The sequence below is a fragment of the Aestuariivirga sp. genome (assembly GCF_046294715.1).
In the GTDB taxonomy this organism is placed as follows: Bacteria; Pseudomonadota; Alphaproteobacteria; order Rhizobiales; family Aestuariivirgaceae; genus Aestuariivirga.
Genome location: NZ_JBKBKI010000005.1, coordinates 52,988 through 72,694, shown reverse-complemented (window position 1 = coordinate 72,694; position 19,707 = coordinate 52,988). Strand labels below are relative to the sequence as shown.

At 62.2% G+C, this 19,707-nt stretch carries 20 protein-coding genes; 10 read left to right on the top strand and 10 right to left on the bottom strand.

What is annotated here, in order from left to right; genetic code table 11:
- Window positions 1-102: 102 nt before the first annotated feature.
- A complete protein-coding gene (locus tag ACK4HL_RS05395) occupies window positions 103-1,155 on the top strand; it encodes a Gfo/Idh/MocA family protein (RefSeq protein WP_409757017.1) in 1,053 nt (350 codons plus the stop codon).
- 2 nt (window positions 1,156-1,157) lie between these two features.
- On the opposite strand, the gene ACK4HL_RS05390 is transcribed toward ACK4HL_RS05395, so the two are convergent.
- Complete coding sequence (locus tag ACK4HL_RS05390) at window positions 1,158-2,012, bottom strand: Ku protein (RefSeq protein WP_409757016.1); 855 nt, start codon at window positions 2,010-2,012, stop codon at window positions 1,158-1,160.
- 331 nt (window positions 2,013-2,343) lie between these two features.
- On the opposite strand from ACK4HL_RS05390, the gene ACK4HL_RS05385 reads away from it, so the two are divergent.
- From ACK4HL_RS05385 to ACK4HL_RS05375, 3 genes are all read left to right on the top strand, one after another.
- A complete protein-coding gene (locus ACK4HL_RS05385) occupies window positions 2,344-3,810 on the top strand; it encodes a sensor histidine kinase (RefSeq protein ID WP_409757015.1) in 1,467 nt (488 codons plus the stop codon).
- Window positions 3,811-3,886: 76 nt separating this feature from the next.
- A complete protein-coding gene (locus ACK4HL_RS05380; protein ID WP_409757014.1) occupies window positions 3,887-4,147 on the top strand; it encodes a hypothetical protein in 261 nt (86 codons plus the stop codon).
- Between the two features lie 207 nt (window positions 4,148-4,354).
- The gene (locus ACK4HL_RS05375) at window positions 4,355-4,774 is read left to right on the top strand and encodes a lipocalin-like domain-containing protein (protein ID WP_409757013.1); all 420 of its coding nucleotides are present in this window, start codon (window positions 4,355-4,357) and stop codon (window positions 4,772-4,774) included.
- Window positions 4,775-4,811: 37 nt separating this feature from the next.
- Here the strand turns inward: ACK4HL_RS05375 and ACK4HL_RS05370 are convergent, their stop codons facing one another.
- Window positions 4,812-5,180, bottom strand: a complete 369-nt coding sequence (locus ACK4HL_RS05370) for a hypothetical protein (RefSeq protein ID WP_409757012.1) — start codon at window positions 5,178-5,180, stop codon at window positions 4,812-4,814.
- Window positions 5,181-5,756: 576 nt separating this feature from the next.
- Here ACK4HL_RS05370 and ACK4HL_RS05365 point away from each other — a divergent pair.
- From ACK4HL_RS05365 to arsJ, 6 genes are read left to right on the top strand one after another with little or no spacing between them, the layout of a single operon-like run.
- Complete coding sequence (locus tag ACK4HL_RS05365) at window positions 5,757-6,113, top strand: ArsR/SmtB family transcription factor (protein WP_409757011.1); 357 nt, start codon at window positions 5,757-5,759, stop codon at window positions 6,111-6,113.
- Complete coding sequence (locus ACK4HL_RS05360; protein WP_409757010.1) at window positions 6,106-6,600, top strand: arsenate reductase ArsC; 495 nt, start codon at window positions 6,106-6,108, stop codon at window positions 6,598-6,600. Before ACK4HL_RS05365 ends, ACK4HL_RS05360 begins: the two co-directional genes overlap by 8 nt.
- Before the next feature lie 20 nt (window positions 6,601-6,620).
- On the top strand, window positions 6,621-7,649 hold the full coding sequence (gene arsB, locus ACK4HL_RS05355) for an ACR3 family arsenite efflux transporter (protein ID WP_409757009.1): 1,029 nt from the start codon (window positions 6,621-6,623) through the stop codon (window positions 7,647-7,649).
- Window positions 7,642-8,046, top strand: a complete 405-nt coding sequence (locus tag ACK4HL_RS05350; protein ID WP_409757008.1) for an OsmC family protein — start codon at window positions 7,642-7,644, stop codon at window positions 8,044-8,046. Before arsB ends, ACK4HL_RS05350 begins: the two co-directional genes overlap by 8 nt.
- A gap of 45 nt (window positions 8,047-8,091) precedes the next feature.
- Entirely contained in the window at window positions 8,092-9,135 is a 1,044-nt protein-coding gene (locus ACK4HL_RS05345) for an ArsJ-associated glyceraldehyde-3-phosphate dehydrogenase (protein ID WP_409757007.1), read from the top strand.
- A complete protein-coding gene (gene arsJ, locus ACK4HL_RS05340; RefSeq protein ID WP_409757006.1) occupies window positions 9,135-10,364 on the top strand; it encodes an organoarsenical effux MFS transporter ArsJ in 1,230 nt (409 codons plus the stop codon). Before ACK4HL_RS05345 ends, arsJ begins: the two co-directional genes overlap by 1 nt.
- Before the next feature lie 259 nt (window positions 10,365-10,623).
- Here the strand turns inward: arsJ and ACK4HL_RS05335 are convergent, their stop codons facing one another.
- From ACK4HL_RS05335 to ACK4HL_RS05300, 8 genes are all read right to left on the bottom strand, one after another.
- Complete coding sequence (locus tag ACK4HL_RS05335; protein WP_409757005.1) at window positions 10,624-11,400, bottom strand: hypothetical protein; 777 nt, start codon at window positions 11,398-11,400, stop codon at window positions 10,624-10,626.
- Window positions 11,401-11,448: 48 nt separating this feature from the next.
- The gene (locus ACK4HL_RS05330; protein WP_409757004.1) at window positions 11,449-11,940 is read right to left on the bottom strand and encodes a hypothetical protein; all 492 of its coding nucleotides are present in this window, start codon (window positions 11,938-11,940) and stop codon (window positions 11,449-11,451) included.
- Window positions 11,910-12,719: a TSUP family transporter gene (locus ACK4HL_RS05325; RefSeq protein WP_409757003.1), complete on the bottom strand. Its 810-nt coding sequence runs from the start codon at window positions 12,717-12,719 to the stop codon at window positions 11,910-11,912. Before ACK4HL_RS05325 ends, ACK4HL_RS05330 begins: the two co-directional genes overlap by 31 nt.
- Before the next feature lie 23 nt (window positions 12,720-12,742).
- Complete coding sequence (gene moaA, locus ACK4HL_RS05320) at window positions 12,743-13,732, bottom strand: GTP 3',8-cyclase MoaA (RefSeq protein ID WP_409757176.1); 990 nt, start codon at window positions 13,730-13,732, stop codon at window positions 12,743-12,745.
- Window positions 13,733-13,839: 107 nt separating this feature from the next.
- A complete protein-coding gene (locus ACK4HL_RS05315) occupies window positions 13,840-16,311 on the bottom strand; it encodes an arsenate reductase (azurin) large subunit (RefSeq protein ID WP_409757002.1) in 2,472 nt (823 codons plus the stop codon).
- Between the two features lie 14 nt (window positions 16,312-16,325).
- On the bottom strand, window positions 16,326-16,847 hold the full coding sequence (locus ACK4HL_RS05310; RefSeq protein WP_409757001.1) for an arsenate reductase (azurin) small subunit: 522 nt from the start codon (window positions 16,845-16,847) through the stop codon (window positions 16,326-16,328).
- A 162-nt stretch (window positions 16,848-17,009) separates the two neighbouring features.
- Window positions 17,010-18,335 (bottom strand): sigma-54-dependent transcriptional regulator, encoded by a 1,326-nt coding sequence (locus tag ACK4HL_RS05305; protein WP_409757000.1) that lies wholly within the window; start codon window positions 18,333-18,335, stop codon window positions 17,010-17,012.
- A complete protein-coding gene (locus tag ACK4HL_RS05300) occupies window positions 18,325-19,707 on the bottom strand; it encodes a sensor histidine kinase (protein ID WP_409756999.1) in 1,383 nt (460 codons plus the stop codon). The genes ACK4HL_RS05305 and ACK4HL_RS05300 overlap by 11 nt, the downstream gene beginning before the upstream one ends.

Here is a 19,707-nt window from a genome sequence, read left to right as displayed (position 1 = left end):
TCACGCGGCGGGCCTTGCCGTCCAAGTTCGACCGTCGATTGACACTGCAGGGGCGTGCAACCACACTCCGATGCTCACAAATGGAGAGGGCGAGACTGGAACATGGCGAGCAACCCAACGGTGTCCATCGGCATGGTGGGCTGTGGCTTCTATGCGCAGAACCACCTCCACGCATGGGCTGATCTGAGGCCGGAGGGTGCGGTTCTCTCCGCCGTGTGCGACCGCGACCCGCAACGGGCCGCGGCGGCCGGGGCGAAGTTTGGCGTCCCGCATTTCACCGACATGGCGAGCATGCTGGACCAGGTGAAGATCGACCTCGCCGACATCGCCACGCGAATGGACACGCATCGGGAACTGGCCGCGATCGCCGCCGAGCGGGGCGTGGCGGCAGTGGTGCAGAAGCCCTTCGCGCGCACGTGGGAGGAGTGCGTCGCCATCGTGGAGAAGGCGCGCGCGCACCAGGCCTGGCTCGCAGTGCACGAGAATTTCCGCTTCGGCACCGCCATGCGCAGTGTCCGAAAGGCAATCGACCAGGGCACGATCGGAAACCCGACATGGGCGAGGCTGTCGTGGCGAACGGGCTTCGACGTCTATCGCGGCCAGCCCTACCTCGCGGAGGAGGAGAAACTCGTCATCCAGGACGTGGGGATCCACGTTCTCGATCTCGCCCGCTACTTCCTGGGCGAAGTCGAGAGAGTGACCTGTGAAACCCAGAGGCGCAATCCGCGCATCCGGGCGGAGGACACGGCGACGATCATGATGCGGCATGTCTCGGGCGCCGTGTCGGTGGTCGAGGCGACCTATGCCGCCCGCCGCGGCAACGATGCCTTTCCCGAAACCCTGCTCGAGATCGAGGGCGACGGCGGCTCGATCGTGGTGACCCGGGGCGAGAAGATGACCGTGACCACCAATGGCCTCACCTTCGAGGATTCGATCGGCGGGCCCCTCCTCTCCTGGACCAGCCGGCCCTGGCATGTGTCCCAGGAGGCCGTGCTGCATGCCAACCGTCACATGGTCCAGCGGCTGCGGGAGGGAAAGCCTGCGGATACCTCGGGAGAGGACAATCTCCGGACCTATGCGCTGGTCGAGGCGGCCTACGAGTCGGCCCTCAGCCATGCCGCGGTGAAGCCGAAGGTGTGGTCACCGGAAGGTTGAGGTCAGGACGCGCGCTTCTGCTCCGTCCGCCCGCGCTTGGCGGGTGACTTCGCCGGGGCGGGAGAAGACCCGCCATTGGCCTTGAGGCTCTTTCGCAGTGCGTCCAGCAAATCCACCACCTTGCCTTCGGGGGCGGCCGGCGAGGGCCTGGCCACGATGCGCTTGCCCTTGGCCTTTTCCGCGATCAGCGTCTTCATGGCCTCGGCATAGCTGTCGCGGAAACGGCCGGGCTCGAAGGGCGCGGCCTTCTTGCTGATCAACTCGCGCGCCAGAGTGACCATCTCCTCGTCGAGCTTCAGGGGCGGAAGGTCGCTGAAATAGGGGTTGGGCGAGCGCACCTCGTCGGCATAGCGAAGCACCTCCATGACGAGCCCCTTCTCGACCGGCCCCACCGCCACGACGTGCTCGCGGCCGGACATGGTGATCTGCCCGACGCCCAGCTTGTTCATGCCCCTCAACGCCTCGCGGATCACGAGATAGCCCTCGGCCGCATGCTCATCCGCCGGGACGATGTAATAGGGCTTTTCGAAGTAGCGGGGGTCGATCTCCGAGGCGTCGATGAACTGCTGCAAGTCGAGAGTCTTCTTGGACTCGACCTTCAGCGCCTCGATCTCGTGCGGCTCGAGCGTGACGTAAATGTCCTTGTCGACTTGGTACCCCTTCACGATGTCGGCGGATTCCACAGGTCCGATGCCCTGGACCGTCTTCGTGTAGTTGACGCGCTTTCCCGACGGCTTGTGAATCTGGTTCAACGCGATCGCCGAGGATGTTTCGACCGCGCTGTAGACCTCCACCGGGATCGACACCAGAGAAAGGCGCAAGAATCCCTTCCAATACGCACGACCGGGCCGCGGCATTGTACGCTCCTGATACTCTACTCACTGGACTCGCTCTGCGTGCCATGCCTCGCAGACGCGAATCAGAACGTGAGTCGCGTAGAGTCAGTTCCGGCGGTGCGAGGGGGCCTTCGGCATTCCCCACGAAACAACGTAACGGAAGGTGCGGCAGCCCCGTAGGCCACGGGCTCTTTTCCCCTTCACATTCACGGATCGTTCTGTATCTTTCCTTCGGAACTCTGCCGATACGTGCTAGAGATTTCAAATCAACCCACCTTGCCAGTGTAACTGAAGGCACATGCGACGCGTTCTGGTTGGTGCCTGCGCAGTTTTCGCGCTCATAACGGGGTTGGTGACCGCCTACATCGTCGAGCGGGACCGGGCCGACGCGCTGCGGCTGGTGGGCGAGCGGACGTCCTCCATGTCCCGCATGATCGTGGCGCACGGGGATGCGGCAGCGGATTCCGCGCTGCAGATCATCAACAGCGTCTATCCCGTGGTGGCCGCCTGGGACCTCGAGGAGACGGACACCGGCCGCACCATCGCCGCGCGCATCACCGAAATGGCCTCCAGCAACGGCATCATCTCCGCAGCCTGGGTGCTGGATGCTGCAGGCACCAACCTCGTGGACAGCTGGGGTTACCCGGCGAAGCCGGTGAGCGCGGCGCAACGGCCCTATTTCAAGGCTCATCTCGCCGGCGCGCCAGATCCCGTGATCATGGGCGACGAGCAGCCGGGCTCGGTCACCGGAAAGGAGCGCTTCACCATCAGCCGGGCGGTCCGGCAACCAGACGGTTCGCTCAAGGCGGTGATCGCGGTTGGCATCTACAAGAACATTTTCGATACGCTGTACAAGGAGGCCGTGAACTGGCCGGGCGCCCGGGCAGGCCTCTACACGGTGAGTGGCGATGTATTGGCACGCATCCAGACGGCGGATCGCGCCACGCCGGCCTTCGTGACGGAGCTCACCCGCCGCGCGATGGAAAGGGTGAGCGGAACCGAACTCGTGTCGGTCGAGCCCATCCCCCGCATCGTCTCCTGGCGCAGGTCGCAAGCACACCCGGAGCTGTTCGCCACGAGTTCACAGCCCGTGAAAGTGGCACTTGGGGAATGGGAGGCACGCGCCTGGGTGACCGCGCTCCTGGCGCTCGCCGCCAACGGCGTGTTCTGGATTCTCGCATGGTTTGCCGCCCGTTCGGCACAGGCGCGGCAGGAGGCACAGGCGAACGAACTTGCCGTGCGCGAGGTGAACCACCGCGTGAAGAACTCTCTCCAGCTCATCTCGAGCCTGCTGCAGCTCAAGGCCCGCAAGTCCGACGACACCTCCTACACCGAAGCGGTGCGCGAGGTGACGGCGCAACTCACCGCGCTGGCGGAGACCTATCGCTTCGTGCAGGGCGCGAGCAAGCTGGGCACCGTCGATGCGGCTCTCACCATCGAAGGCTTGTGCAACCATCTCGGCGAAACGTATCAGGTGCCGATCGCGCTCGAGGCGGTCTCGTCCATCGTGGTCAGCGCCAACCACGCAACGGCGCTCACCGTCATCGTCAACGAACTCGTCACCAACGCCATCAAGCACGGTGGCGGTCCGGTGACCGTCTCGCTGAAGCAGGACAAGGAAATGCTGTGGCTGAGCTTCCTCTCTACAAAGGGCCGTTTGCCCGAAGGCTTCAGCCTGGAGGAAGCGAAGGGCTTCGGCCTCAGGGCGGTGCGCAGCATGCTTTCAGGCCTCGGCGGCCACATCACGGCGAAGAACCTGGTGAAGGAGGGAACCGCCTTCACCGTCAGCATTCCGGTGGCGGCACTGCAGAAGGCGTGAGCGCAACACCGCCACCGAGCGGCTGTTTCGCGTTCCCGTATGCTCCCTCGCGGCGCGAAGGCTGTTAGAATCGATCATGGTCGATGTGATTCGTGCTTTCCTGCTGCAACCCACGCCCAACTGGCTCACTGTCGTGGCAATCCTGTTGCTGGTGGCCGTGCTGGCGAGACAGCATGCCATGGCCCGTCGCGTCGCGCGCCATGCGAGGAGCATCGCCAACATGGATGCCTGGGCCGACGAGACCGATGAGCGCCTCGAACGCGTCGACTGGATAAAGACGCGCCAGCGCCCGGCCAACGACACCCGCGGCGTGACGCGCACGCGGCGGGCGGGCTGAAGCCAGGCTGCGCCCCCGTCCCCCAGTTCACCTGTCTGCCAGAACGGCGACGCTGCTGGTCTTCCATAAGCAGGAGGGATATAAGCATCGACGGACGGTGCTTTGCCCGGGTTTGAAGCCTGCTGCGGTTTCCATCGCTTGCGTCCGCGTTCTGAACTTCTCACCCGGATCTGAACCTCGGATTCAACTCATGGGGAGAACCGGATCATGGCAAGTGCAGATCTCATTGGCAGCTGGAAACTTGTTTCGCTGCAATTCGAGTATTCCGACGGCGGCGAGCGGACCGACATGTACGGGGAAAATCCGCAGGGCTATCTACTCATTGCCGAAGGCGGTCGCATGATGACGATCATTGCCGCGCGGAACCGCGGAGAGGTCGATGGCGAAGCCGACGAGGCCCGGCTCTTCCGGTCCATGATGGCTTATTCCGGAAGCTACCGGACCGAGGAGCCGGATCTCTTCATCACCAAGCCGGACGTGGCCTGGCATCCGGTGTGGCTGGGCAAGGAGCATGCGAGGCACTTCAGGATCAATGGCGATGCGCTCTCCATCGTCACGGCGGAAACGACGCACCCGATGTTCCGCGACCGGAAAGGGCGCGGCGTGCTGACCTGGCGGAGAGAATAGCCTCAGGCCTTACTATCGGAGAGCGGTGGCTGCACCCTCAGCACGTCGTGCTGCTGCCCGCAAAGGCGCGCTCGCCGAAGTGATAGCCGAAGTCGCAGGCGTAGGTCTCGTCATCGTACGCGATGCAGTGAAGCCCCCTGCCGTCGCTCTTCTCCAGCCCGCCCGTGCATTCTTCCCTCTTCGCTTCCCCCGCCATGCCTTCGTAGAGCCGCTTCGCCGCAGCGCCCTGAAGGTAGAAGCTGAGATTGCAGCCTTCTGCCTGAAGTCCTCCCGAGCAAGCCTCCTCGTCGAGGAAAGCGGTGCCCTCGAGCTTGAATTCCTCGAGCGCAAGCGCCTGAAGCGGCTGCACCGTCATGGCGGCGCAGAACGACAGCGCGGCGAAATACCGGCTCGGAGAAACATTCATCGGCGATCTTCTCCTCTCTCGAGCGCTTCTGCGCCCGGGAACACAGGCCTCACGAACGAAGTGGTCCAGCCTGATACGCAGGCGCAGCCTTACGAAACACCGGCCCAGGATGGGCAAACTCTAGAAGAGGCAATGGATCCGATCAACAAGGTGCAGATCAGCAGCGGGACCCCAACTGAACTGATTGGCCGCCGTTACAAGTTCGATGGCAAGCTGAAGAAAGTAGGGAGAGAGTGAGCTGCCGAAAGCGGGTCAAAAGCAGCCGCAATCCTGAAAAAGTTGAAACCTCAGCGGATGGTGGCGGAGGGAAAGGTACTGGGTGCGAACTCTCTGGGCGGGATGAATCGAAGCCGTTCGCACGGTTGCGCAAAGTGCCGTTCAAACCCGGTTACGCGCGATTGCGCTCCTTCCCGCCAGGCAGAGACTGGCTATCCAATCTCCCATTTTGGTCTTGCTGCCACCCTGCCGCGCCGCCGGGCGTTCGATGCACCCCTCCAGCGGATGCGAAGACGATAGTCGGATATTGAGACTTTGTGTCATTTGACTGTCACACACTACGTCGATAGTCCTCGACAGATGAAACAGGACCTCGCAATTGACGCCCTCTCCGCACTGGCCCAGCCGACCCGGCTGGAGGCCTTTCGCCTACTGGTGAGGCAGGAGCCAGACGGGCTCCCTGCCGGCGAGATCGCCCGCAGGCTCGACGTGCCCCACAACACCATGTCCACCCATCTGGCGATCCTCACCCGTGCCGGGCTCATCTCCGTCGAACGGCACAGCCGCAGCATGATCTATCGGGTGGAACTCAAGACCGTGCGCAAGCTCGTGCTGTTCCTGCTCAAGGACTGCTGCGATGGCCAGCCCGAGCTTTGTACCCCCCTGATTGAAGACATCACCAGATCCTGCTCAACCTCCGGAGGCTCCTGTGACTGACGCCGCTTACAACGTCCTGTTTCTCTGCACCGGCAATTCGGCGCGGTCGATCTTCGGCGAGACGATCCTCAACCGGTCTGCCGCCGGGCGCTTCTGGGGTTTCAGCGCCGGCAGCCAGCCGCGCGGCGAGGTGCACCCTTTCGCCCTCGACCTTCTCCGCAATCTGGGTCATCCGGTGGATGGGCTCCGTTCGAAGAGTTGGTCCGAATTCGCCGCCGCCGATGCACCGCGGCTGGATTTCGTGTTCACCGTCTGTGACGATGCGGCGAAGGAGACCTGCCCGGCATGGCCCGGCCAGCCCATGTCGGCCCATTGGGGCATTCCCGATCCGGTGCAGGTTGAGGGAACCGACGCTGAGAAACGTCTCGCCTTCGCGGAGGCCTATCGCATGCTCAAGAACCGTATCGAGGCATTCACCGCCCTGCCCATCGCCTCGCTTGACCGGCTCAGCCTCAAGAACAAGCTTGACGCCATCGGCAAGCTCTGACGTTTTCCAGGACAGATTGAATGTCGCTCTTCGAACGTTACCTTACCCTGTGGGTTTTCCTCTGCATCATCGCCGGCGTGCTGCTGGGCCAATGGCTGCCGGGGCTTTTCGCCGCCATCAGCGCCATGGAAGTGGCGAAGGTGAACCTGCCCGTCGCAGTGCTGATCTGGCTGATGATCATCCCGATGCTGGTGAAGATCGACTTCTCGGCGCTGGGTCAGGTGGCCAGGCACTGGCGCGGCATCGGCATCACGCTGGCGGTGAACTGGGCGATCAAGCCCTTCACCATGGCGCTGCTGGGCTGGCTCTTCATCGGCTGGCTGTTCCGGCCGCTGCTTCCCGAAGCCGAGATCGAGAGCTACATCGCAGGGCTGATCCTGCTGGGGGCCGCCCCCTGCACCGCTATGGTGTTCGTCTGGAGTAATCTCACGCGGGGCGAGCCGCACTTCACCCTGAGCCAGGTGGCGCTCAATGATGCAGTGATGGTGGTCGCCTTTGCGCCCATCGTGGCGTTGCTGCTGGGCCTCTCGGCCATCGTCGTGCCGTGGGAGACGCTGCTCCTGTCTGTAGCGCTCTACATCATCGTGCCGGTCATCATTTCCCAGATCATCCGCCGCTCGCTTGTCGCATCAGGCGGGCTGGAGCGCTTTCTCAAGGCTATCGCGCCCATCTCGCTTCTGGCGCTGCTGGCGACCCTCGTTCTGCTCTTCGCCTTCCAGGGTGAGCAGATCCTAGCGCAGCCGCTGGTCATCGCGCTGCTTGCCGTGCCCATCGCCATCCAGACCTACGCCATCTTTGGCATCGGATATGTCTGGAACCGCTTCGCGGGCGAAGCGCATTGCATCGCCGCACCTTCGGCTCTGATCGGCGCCTCCAACTTCTTCGAACTCGCCGTTGCCGCGGCGATCAGCCTGTTCGGCCTCAACTCCGGTGCGGCACTCGCCACCGTCGTCGGCGTGCTGATCGAGGTGCCGGTCATGCTCTCGCTGGTGAAGATCGTGAACGGCTCGAAGGGCTGGTACGAAAAAGGATTGAAGCCCCATGCTTGAATACCGCGTCTTGGCCCGCAGGTTCGATGCCCATGGCAGCGAAGCAACCACGAAGCAGGCAACCCTCACGCTCGATACGGAAGTTCATGGGCGCGCCGACGCCTTCAACCCCGCCGAGTTGTTTCTGGCCTCAATCGCCGCCTGCATGATCAAGGGCATCGAACGGGTGGCGCCGATGATCCACTTCACGTTCGATGGCGTGGAGGTCAGGCTGCACGGCATTCGCCAGGATGCGCCGCCAATGATGGTGGAGGTCCGTTACGAGATCATCGTGCAGACGGTTGAGGACGATCGGCGGCTGGACCTGCTCCACACCAACGTCCGTAAATACGGCACGATCTCGAACACGGTGGCGAAAGCGACAAAGCTCGAAGGTACGATCAGGCGCGCCGACTGAGTGCGCACCAGCCTGCAACAACGGAACAGCGAAGGAGACCATCTCATGCGTGTGGGTATCAACGGCATGGGCCGCATCGGGCGTCTGGCCCTCAGGGCCGCTTTGGGTGCCGCGGAGCGTGGCGAGGACGATCCACGTCGCGGCAACCGCCTGGAGATCGTTCATGTCAATGAGGTCAAGGGGGGTGTAGCGGCAACGGCCCACCTACTGGAGTTCGACTCCGTGCAGGGGCGCTGGCGTAACAGGTTCTCCGTCGATGGCGAGAATGCCATCGGGATCGGCGAGCACAAGATCGGCTTTTCCGCCTTGCCCGCCGCGGCGGACATCCCCTGGGGCGACATGGGCGTCGATATCGTGCTCGAATGCACTGGCAAGTTCCTGAACCATGGCACGCTCGACGGCCACCTGAAGCGCGGCGCGAAGCGGGTGATCGTCGCGGCGCCGGTAAAGGAGCCCGACGTGCTGAACGTCGTCGTCGGCGTCAACCACCATCTTTATGATCCCGCGAAGCACCGGGTCGTGACCGCAGCCTCCTGCACCACCAACTGCCTCGCCCCCGTGGTCAAGGTGGTGCATGAGAACATTGGCATCCGGCACGGGCAGATCACCACGATCCACGACCCCACCAACACCAATGTCGTGACCGACGCGCCGCACAAGGATCTGCGCCGTGCGAGATCCGCCATGCTCTCGCTCCAGCCGACCACCACGGGCAGCGCCACCGCCATTTCGCTGATCTATCCCGAACTCAAGGGCAAGCTCGACGGCCACGCTGTCCGCGCCCCCGTGCTCAACGCCTCCCTCACCGACTGCGTGTTCGAGCTTCGGCGCGAGACAACGAAGGAGGAGGTGAACGGGCTCTTCGCGGAGGCGGCCGCGGGCCCGCTCGCAGGGATCCTCGGCTATGAGCCGCGGCCGCTCGTCTCGATCGACTACGCCCGCGACACCCGGTCCTCCATCGTCGATGGGCTCTCGACTCTTGTGACCGACGGGACACTCCTCAAGGTCTATGCCTGGTACGACAATGAAATGGGCTATGCCTGCCGCATGGTAGACTTGGCCTGCCACATGCGTAACGCAGGCATCTGATGGCTCCCGGCACCCGCAACTACGCCATCGTTACCGCAGCCTATTGGGGCTTCACCCTGACGGACGGCGCGCTGCGCATGCTGGTGCTGCTGCACTTCTTCCAGCTTGGCTATTCGCCATTCGTCCTGTCCTTCCTCTTCCTGCTCTATGAAGCAGCCGGAATTGCCGCCAACTTCCTCGGCGGATGGCTTGCCACGCGCTTCGGCATTACGCGCATGCTCACCGTCGGCCTCTCGACGCAGATCGCAGGCTTTCTTGTGCTGTCCGCCCTGTCTCCGGACTGGGCGGTCGGCTTCTCCGTAGCCTGGGTGGTCCTGGCGCAGGGGATTTGCGGTATTGCCAAGGACTTGACGAAGACGGCCTCCAAGTCGGCCATCAAGGTAGCTGAGAAGGAAGCGAAGGCGGAGAACGCCGAAGGCCGCCTGTTCAAATGGGTCGCCTGGTTCACGGGTTCCAAGAACGCCATGAAGGGCCTGGGCTTCTTCCTCGGCGGACTGCTTTTGCAGTTCGCTGGGTTCCGCCTGTCGCTCTGGCTGATGGCCGCGATGCTGGCGCTGGTCCTCGCAGGCGTTCTCATCTCTTTGCCGCCCATGATGGGAAAGACCAAGGCGAGTTCTTCCGCGCGTGAACTGTTCGGCAAGTCGCGGGGCGTCAACCTGCTGGCTGCAGCGCGCGTGTTCCTGTTCGGGGCGCGCGACATCTGGTTCGTCGTCGGCGTTCCCGTGTTCCTCTATGCAAATGGCTGGACCTTCACGATGGTCGGCGGCTTCATGGCGGCATGGACGATCTTCTATGGCCTGGTCCAGGCCGCAGCCCCCGCCGTCATCCGCCGCAGCCCCGACGGCCTGTCGACGGAAGTTCCTGCGGCACGTCTGTGGTCAGCACTCCTTGCCCTGATCCCTGCCCTGATCATCCCTGGCCTCGCGGCAGGCACAGCAATCCGCCCCGATGTTATCCTCGTCATGGGTCTCGCGGTCTTTGGCGCGGCCTTCGCCATCAATTCCTCCATCCACTCCTACCTGATTCTCGCCTATGCGGGCTCAGAGAAGGCAGCCGAAGATGTCGGCTTCTATTACGCGGCCAATGCCGCAGGACGCTTCAGCGGCACGCTGCTCTCAGGCCTGCTCTACCAGTGGGGCGGCCTCACCGCCTGCCTCGCGGGTTCGGCGCTCATGCTGGCAGTATGCTTCGCCACGACGCTGCTACTGCCGGTACGACGTGAGGATTAGCCGACAGGTTGCCAGCGGGATGTATCCGCAAGCTCGTCCTCGGCGACGATCAGTCTTTGGTCCTTGATCGTCTCACATTGAAGTGACCAGCGCATCGGGCTGTCCATCTCGTTTGCTGGCGCAGTGACCTCATATACATGACCTGCGTGAAGTCCCGTGAGCTTCTTGTAGCGAGTTTTCAACATGCAACCTGTCTCCACTATGAACATGCATCCTTGGCAGACTGGGAACGTCCTGCCGATGACCCAGATCAAACCGGTCAGACGACGAAGACAGGCGCAAATCCGCCACCGGGCGTACGGAAATTGGTGGCCTGCCCCTGATAGAGTCGGGCCGCCGCCAGAAGCGTCCGTCCCTCATAGGCATAGAGCCGAACGTCAAGTTTTCGGGGCTCCGCCACGCCCTCGATGCGCATCATCCTCTCGCTTGGCGGAGCGAAAGCCTGGGCAACGTAATCTCCCTTGAGGATTTCCTCGAACACGCCGCGCGTCACCTTCTCACCACGGTAGACCGCCTTGCTGCCATACCCCCGCATGGGCTTGAAGAACAGGCCCCTGCGCTCGCGCCAGATGTTGTCCGCATTGGTGGGTTCTACGACCACCGTCCTTGGCACAGGCCGAAGCGCGTCCCGCAGTCGCGGTTCCACGCCGAGGGCGGCCAATCGGTCCGGATCGGAGAGGAGCACGAGATTGCGTTTGTCGGCCATCAGCGCATGGCCGTGCGGGTTAGGCGTTATTGCGGCGGCGCGCGAAACATAGGCCATGCGCAGCGCGGCATGTCGCGGCTCCTCCAGGGCGAAATCGACGAGCCGGTTGTAGACGAGATCGACGGAGCTTCCTTCCAGCAGCAGACCGCCGTCTTCGAACCGCAGCGCCTCAGGTGCGGCTATCTCAGCCGCATACCCGGCTCGCGCCAGCATCTCCCGCGCGAGGACGAATTCGGGATAGAGATACTGGGATTGCGGCTCGTCATCGACGATAGCGATCCGCCGTAGCGGTCGATCTTCTCCATGGAGACGCCATTCAGCCTCGAACATGGCGACGACATCGTCCCGAAAACTCCCGCCCGGGGAAAGGCGGAAAGGTTACTTCATTTCCCTGCAGCAGGCGTGTTGCGCCTTTGCCAGGAGCTCGTTCAGGAAGGCGCCGCCGGCATTTGTATTCACCTCGATGAGCTTTGGACCGCTGGCGGTGAGATGAAAATCGAAGCCCATGAACACGCCCGACGGACCCGGATCGGCCCGCGCAATCTCTGGCGCCCAGGACAGCACCTGCTCCCGATAACCGGGCAGACGGCTCACGGCATGCACGGCCTCAACGACGTCCTGCATGGCGGAAATGCTTGCCGCGGTCAGGAACACCGGGACATTCGAGAACAGGTTGCTGCGCGGCATGACATGGGCACGGCAGAAGGCTGGATCGCCGGCCTCATTCTCGAGCGCGGCACAGAGCGCCTTGCGATCGAGCGTCAGGCAGAAGCAGCTACTGTTAAGATGACCAGCGCCTGCCATTCCGTTCTGATCGTCCCTACCGGGTGTGTTGGGGGTCATTTTTTCGCGTGCCGCCACATTTTCCATGCTGAGACGATCAGGATGGCCGCCAGAATGGGCAACAACAGAGCTCCGTCAACCCATTTGAGAAGTTGCCCGCCCAGGAAGGCCCCGACAATCGAACCTGCCGCCATCGTCAGGCAAAAGCGCCCTTCCTTCGTCAGAACGGTGAAACTGCCGTCCCGACTGTAGCGCGCGAAACCCGTCACCATGGTGGGCAGGCTTATGAGCAGTGACAGGCTGCCGGCGAGTTTGATATCAACCCCGTAGAGGATGACAAGGGTCGGGATCAGGAGTTCACCTCCGGCTACGCCGAGCAGCGATGCCACGACCCCAATCCCGAAGCCGGTCACCACGCCAGCCAGAACAAGGGGTAGGCCGCTGAGGGCTGGTCCGGCTTGGGAGCTTGAACCGTGCCCCAGAAGCAGTGCCACGGCCATCAGCAGAAGCAAGGCCGAAATGATCCGGTAGAAGCGAGATGTCTTGAGACCCACCGCCCAGGACGCCCCGGACCACGCGCCGAGGAGGCTTCCCGCGAGCAGATTTACGATTATAGGCCAATACGCAAGCGTGTCTTCGAACGGGATGGCGCCCATGCGGAAGGGGATGGAGAATGCCACCACCACCAGGCTCATTGCCTTGTTAAGGATGACGGCGCTCAGGGCGTCGAACCCGAAAACACCGATCAGGATCGGCAACCGGAACTCAGCTCCACCGAGCCCTATTAGCCCGCCAAGGACCCCTACGGCAGAACCGGCAAGAAGGGCGGTCAAAAGCCGATATGACAAGGCGGAACCTTCGAGCATTACGCGATACGTATATCGCGGGCTCAGCCCCCGGTCACGCTCATGTGACGGGCCACCGCAGGCTTGTTGTGGCGGCGGTCGATGATGAAGTCATGGCCCTTGGGCTTTCTGGAGATCGCCTCGTCGATGGCGGCATTGAGCAGGTCGTTGCCCTCGGAGGCGCGGAGCGGCGCGCGGAGGTCGGCGGCGTCCTCCTGGCCCAGGCACATGAAGAGCGTACCGGTGCAGGTGAGGCGGACGCGGTTGCAGCTTTCGCAGAAGTTATGGGTCAAGGGCGTGATGAAGCCGAGTCGTCCGCCGGTCTCCTTGATGCGCACGTAGCGGGCGGGGCCGCCGGTCTTGTAGGGGATGTCCTCCAGCGTGAACTGGTCCATCAGATTGGCGCGGACGACGGACAGGGGGAGGTACTGGTCCGTCCGGTCGCCGTCGATGTCGCCCAGCGGCATGGTCTCGATCAGGGTGAGGTCCATGCCCTCGCCATGCGCCCAGCGGATCATCTCGGGGATTTCCGCGTCGTTGACACCCTTCAGGGCCACGGCATTGATCTTGATCGCGAGGCCTGCAGCCTGCGCGGCGCGGATGCCTTCCTTCACCTTGGCGAGTTCACCCCAGCGGGTGATCTGGCGGAACTTGGCGTCATCGAGCGTATCGACCGAGACGTTGATGCGCTTCACGCCATGGGCGGCGAGCTCGGCGGCGTATTTCGAGAGCTGGGAGCCGTTGGTGGTGAGGGTGAGTTCCTCGAGCGCGCCCGAGCGGAGGTGACGGCCCAGGCTTTCGACCAGCGTCATGATGCCCTTGCGCACCAAAGGTTCGCCGCCCGTCAGGCGAAGCTTCCTGACACCCTTCTCGATGAAGGCATCACAGAGCCGCTCCAACTCCTCGATCGACAGAAGATCCTTCTTGGGGAGGAAGGTCATGTCTTCCGCCATGCAATAGACGCAACGGAAATCACAACGGTCGGTTACGGAGACCCGGAGATAGGTGATGGCCCGCCCGAAGTTATCCACCATGCGGCTTTCTGTGCCCGCGGTCACCTCAGGACGAAACAACTGGTTCATCGGACCCCCATCTCTGCAAAAGAGGTGACCCGGCATATCTGCCGGGCCACCGAGTGTTGTTACGAGGCGACGTAGTCGAACGACTTGAACGACAAAGCCTTCACCGAGGCCGGCGCATCCGAGATCTTGCGGATGTTGGCCCAGGTCTGCTTGTAGTTCGGCAGGATCAGTTCGTTGACGCCGGCATTCACGATGTTGCCCTGCGTGCCGCTTGGCGCGCCGAACAGCATGAAGGTTTCGTTCTTGCGGGCCGTCGCTTCCGGATAGACCATCGCCTGAGTGGCACCGACATCGTTGTAGACTTCGACCAGGTCACCAGGATTGAGTCCCAGTTCCGCCATGTCCGACGGGTTGATCTGGATGAAGGGATAGGGGAAACGGTCGGCAACGAAATCGTCGTCCTTGTCGAGGAACCAGTTCTGCCAGTTGATGTTGGAGCGGCCATTGTTGACGAGGAACCGGTAGTTGTCCCTCTGGGCCGCCTTTCCCGCCGCCTGCAGACCGCGCCACGCGCCACCGCAGAACAGGGCCTTCTTGTCCTCCCGGCCATGACGGGTGAACTTGCCATCCTCATACAGGCGCTTGGTCCCGACAAGTTGGCCGTCCTTGAAGTCGACCACCGGCTCCTGCACGCCATTGTTGCCCATGGCACGGAGGCGGTCATAGGTGACGATCTTGCCGGTGTTGTTGTGATAGCCGTCCATGAAGGCGTCTTCCTCGGTCTTCCAGTCATAACCCTTGAACTGGTCGGCATACTCATTTCGGCCCTGCTCCCGCAGGACGCGCTCGAGGTGCTGGGCAATCCCAGCCGCGATGAGGCAGTCGGGCTTCGCGGAACCCGGGCCATCCATGTATTTCTCGACGAGGCGCATGCGGCGCTCGCCGTTCATGGAGGTGAGGTTCATCTCGCCCGATTCCACCGCCGGCAGGATGACGTGCGCCGCCTGGCCGATCTGACTGTGGATGATGTCGACGTTGACGGAGAACAATCCGCCCGCCTCGATCGCCGCCACGATGGCATCGACCAGTTCTTCACGCGTCGCACCGGCCCGCGCATCCATGGCTTCCTTCACCATGTTGGTGCGACGGTTATACTCACGCTTGAAGACGCTGGCGTTGAGCGTCGTCTTGTAGTGGTCGTTGGCCCATATGTGATGCACCTTGCCACGGCCGGCGATCAGCAGCTGGTCGATGTAGGGCGCCGGACGGCCCACATGCGCATCCGACGGGCGCATGTAGCCTTCCTGGTGACCGCCGAGGCGGCACACACCGCCGCCTTCGCGGCCGATGTTGCCGGTCGCCAGCGCGATGTTCACCAGGGCACCGATGGTGCGGTAGTTGTCGTTGCCCCAGATGATACCTTTCTCGTAGGCGGTCACGCATTTGCGGCGCGAACCGTCATCCTTGGGCTTGGCGATCCATTCGGCCGCCTTCTTGATGTCGTCCTCCGAGACGCCACAGATCTTTGCGCCGTCGGCAAGCGACATCTTGCACTCGGCGCGCGCCATTTCGAAGCTGCCGAGAGGTGCGGGGTGTGCCTCGTCCAGCGCCTGCACAACATCACCCTCGATAGTTGAGTTGGCGATGAAGTCCTTGTCGATCCAGCCCTGGTCAGCGATGTAGGTGAACAGCGTGTTGAACAGCGCCAGATCGGTTCCGGAATTGATCGGAAGATGCAGCACGTTGTCCTTGCCGGCCTCGACCCGGCAGGCGTTGATCGTCACCGTGTGGCGCGGGTCGACCACGATCACCTTTGCGCCATTGCGGATGCCGGGAACCATGTGGTTGAGAAACAGGTTCGTCTGCGTCTCGAGTGGGTTGGCACCGATCAGAAAGATCGTGTCCGTGAGCCCGTAGTCCTCATAGGCATAGTTCAGCTCATCGATGCCCATATCGCGCGTCGAGTGGACCTCGGAGTTATAGGCTGGGCGGTTGTGAATGCGGCAGTGCTTCACCTTCATGGATGCGAAGTAGAGCTTGCCGGTGCCCCAGGTGTTCTCGTAGCCGCCGGCCGATCCGCCATGATCGAACATGGAGACGAAGAGATCGTCTTCGTTTTCCTTGTCGATGACGCGAGCGGTGACGCGGGCGACGAGATCGAGCGCGTCGTTCCAGCTCGTCGGCTGCCATGTGCCGTAGCGCCAGATCATCGGCTCCTCGAGGCGCTGCTGCTGCGTGCCGGTCTTGTCAGAGCGGCGGTTCTCGGCCATGCGGGCGCCGCGAACGGAGCCGAGGCCGGAATTCACGCTGCATCCGGCGTCAGGCTTGATGACGAGATGCACGTCGCGGCCGTCCTGCTTCACGATGTTGTACATCGAGGGCGAATACCAGGCTTCAGTGTCGGCGGGCTGCTGCTTCGAGAGGTCAACCCCCATTGCGTTCTCGCTTGGCGCCGTGCCGCCCTGCTTGTTCACCGGCCAGGTGTAAGCATTGTAGCCGCAGCCGACGATGCAGTAGTGGCAGGTGACATTATGCTTCTTGGCGTCTGCCGGAATGATCGGGAGACGGTCGATGTTTCTCTTGTAAGCCATGATCTTGTTCTCCCTCAGAGCACGTTCGACAGGCGGCCGTAGAGTAGTTCGTCCACGCCCTCGGCGTAGATGTCGCCCTTGTCGTCGATCCTGAGCATGTATTGCGGCAGGTTCTGCGTGGCCTGGCCCCAGGTCTGCTGGCCGCCGGCCTCGCAATCAAACACCGAGTAATGGCCGGGGCAGTTCATTGTCTTGCTCTCAGCATTGTAGGAGAGCGGGAAGCCCTTGTGCGGGCAGACGGTGGAGAAGCCGACGATGTCGCCGTCGGGGCCTGCACCGCCTTCCACTGCCTTGCCGAGCTTCAGCAGCACGCCCGGCGCATCCGCGTCCGGATAGGCGATCTCGAGCGGTTCGTTGGGCTTCAGGTCCTTAACATTGGCAAGCTTCGCCGAAGGATAGTCGAGAAGTGCTCCATTGCTGGCGGCCTTCGCTTGCGTGGCTCCGAGGCCGACGACGGGCAGCGAAGCGGCGGCCACGATGCCCCCACGCAGGAACTGGCGGCGGCCAACCTCGACCATCTTGTCACATCTTTTCATTGGCATGTCTCCCATTTTGGCAGGAGAAGACTAGACCGAGTCCATGCGATCACTCTTTTGCGCCGCACCAATTGCAAAGTGCCAATTTCTTGGTTTCCAAAAAGCCCAACTGTCCGGAAATCCGAACATGCTGCGCTGCAGATGTCCGGGAATTCGGACAGCCTATCGGAAATCACCCTCAAGCCCAAGGCGCCGCATCTTCTCCCACAGCGTGGTGCGGGAAACGCCCAGCAGCTTGGCGGCCTTGATGATGTGACCATCCGTCTCCTTGAGGGCCATCACGATCTGGCGGCGTTCAGCGTCATCACGGGCCTCCGACAGCGTCGCAAAAGGCCTTTCGGACTGTCTGGCGGTATCACCAGAAATGACCGCCAGATCGGGAAAGAAATCTGCGGGCATGATCAACGCGCCCTGCGCCAGCGCCGCCGCCCTCTCCAACCGGTTGCGAAGTTCCCGAACGTTGCCGGGCCATGAGTAAGATCGCGCAACCTCGAATGCCTGTGAGCTTGCCGACCTTGGCCCCGCTCGTCCCTTGAGCTTCTCGAGGAACAGACTGATAAGCCAGGGAATGTCATCAGGCCTCTCGCGGAGAGGCGGAACCTCGATACTCATTCCGGCGATTCGGTAATAGAAGTCTTCTCGGAAGCGTCCCTCGCGAACCATTTCCTGAAGATCCTGGTTTGTGGAGCAGATGATCCGGCCGTGGAACACCATCCCCTGCTCACCACCCAGGCGGTGGTATTCCCGGGTCTCCACCAGTCTCAGAAGCTTGGCCTGCAGCGACATCGATAACTCCGACACCTCGTCCAGAAACAGAACGCCGCCCCGGGCACGCTCTGCAAAGCCGCGGTGGTAAGCTTGCGCGGAAGCCCCCCTGTACCCGAAGATCTCCTGCTCCATCATCTCTGCGGCAATAGCCGCGCAGTTCACGGCAATGAATGGTTCCTTAGAGCGCGACGAGATTGCATGGAGAAAACGTGCACAGATTTCCTTTCCGGCTCCGGTCTCGCCGGAAACGAGAACGGGACTGGTATGATCGGATATCCGCCTGAGCGTCTCTTCAACCTGCTTCATTTCCCGGGAAACGCCCAGGGCTGAACCGGCCCTCGTCGCCGAATTCCTCCGGATCAGGGACTGAAGGCGCGCGATCACCAAAGAAATGTCGAAGGGCTTGGTCACATAGTCTCCAGCACCTTCCCGCATCAGGGAGACAGCCTGGTCAACATCGCCGTAAGCCGTTACAAACAGAAAAGGCGGAAGCGGCATAACGGCAGCCTGATCCCGGAACAGCGCCTCGCCCGTTGTATCCGGCAGCCGAATGTCACAAATCACCGCATCGGGCGATTTGGCGCGCAGGCCGCGCGCTGCTTCCTCACCTGTCTTCCACCAATCGACGTCACAGCCCTCGAGCTTTAGGGACTGAACAAGAGATTCCCCCATGACAGGATCGTCCTCGATCACGGCTATGAAAAACCCCTCAAGCTGCATTTTCGAGATTGCTCCGCAGCGGTATCACGAGACGCAAGGTCGTACCTTCCGGCCCAGCAGCCATCACCTTCAAACTCCCATGAAGTTCATCACAGTGGCGCTTCACGATCCAGAGGCCCAACCCGGACCTCCGGTCCATGGGAGCAGCGCCTGCGCCCTGGCGCTCCAGATACTCCCTTACATGCTGAGGAATTCCATCACCGGAGTCCGACACTTCGGCGAAGAAATTTCCATTCTCTACGCCTGCTCTGAAGCCCACACTGCCTCCATCCTTGCAGGCATGACAGGCATTCAGCAGCAAATTGAGAATTGCATCTCGGATCGGGACAGCAGGAACGTGCAAGGGTTGAGAAAACTCAATCTGCCAGGATAGCCGCAGCCGTTTTTGGCGCGCCTCAGGCTTCACAAGAAGCCGCAGGTCGTCGAGGTCGGTGGGGGTCAGATCCCTTGGCCGCTGATCGGCACGGTAGGACGTCAGTGTGGATCGTACAAGATCGCGTATGCCTGACAGTCCATGTTCCAGAAGCCTGATGGAGGTGGCCCTCACCTCCTCCCGCGCCCCATACCGGCGCAGCGAGTCCAAGGCGTTAAACATGCCACCCAGCGGATTGTTGATCTCATGCGCCATGCCAGACGCCAGACGGCCAACGCTCGCGAGCTTTTCCTCCTCAGCCAACTTTGCCGCCAGCATCTCGCGCTCGTTCACGGCCACAGTCATTGTATTGTAGTGCTCGAACAGGTCCTGGAACTCTCGGCTTTGGCGTTTGACATCAGCAGCCGGAATGGCTGTCATGTTCCCTTCCCGAGCTCGCGCGAAATGACGCGACAGCAGGCCGACTGGCTGCAGCATCCGCCGAACGAAGACAGCTCCGAAGGCGACAAGAAGGAGCGTTAGAATCGCATTCGTGATGACCAGCTCACGCAAGGCGTTCGCTCGCTCCGCGACCAGCCCAGAAATGTCCGCCACGGCATAGATATGGCCAATGGTTTGCTCCTGATAAACGAGCGTCCTTTTCATCCTGGCTTCGGCCGTATCATCGCTGATGGAGACATCTGCCTGGGGAGAAAACTGCGACACGACCTCAGACGGCATTTCCTCGAGAGGTGGAAAAGTGCCTGGAGAACTGGACGCGATCGTCTGATTGTCAATATTTGTGACGGTCACCCACTGAACATTCAACCCCTTGTACCGCTCGCGGGATCTGTCGAGCGTATCGAACACTTCCCAGACGTCCTCCCTGACCACGGCCGGAGCGAGAGAAGCCGACAGTCCGTCGAGATAGGCGGACGAAAGCTGTTCCAGACTTCGCTGCTGGGTGTCCTCGAGGCGGGTCAGGGCTCGCACCGTGACCACGGTGCTGATCGCGATCAT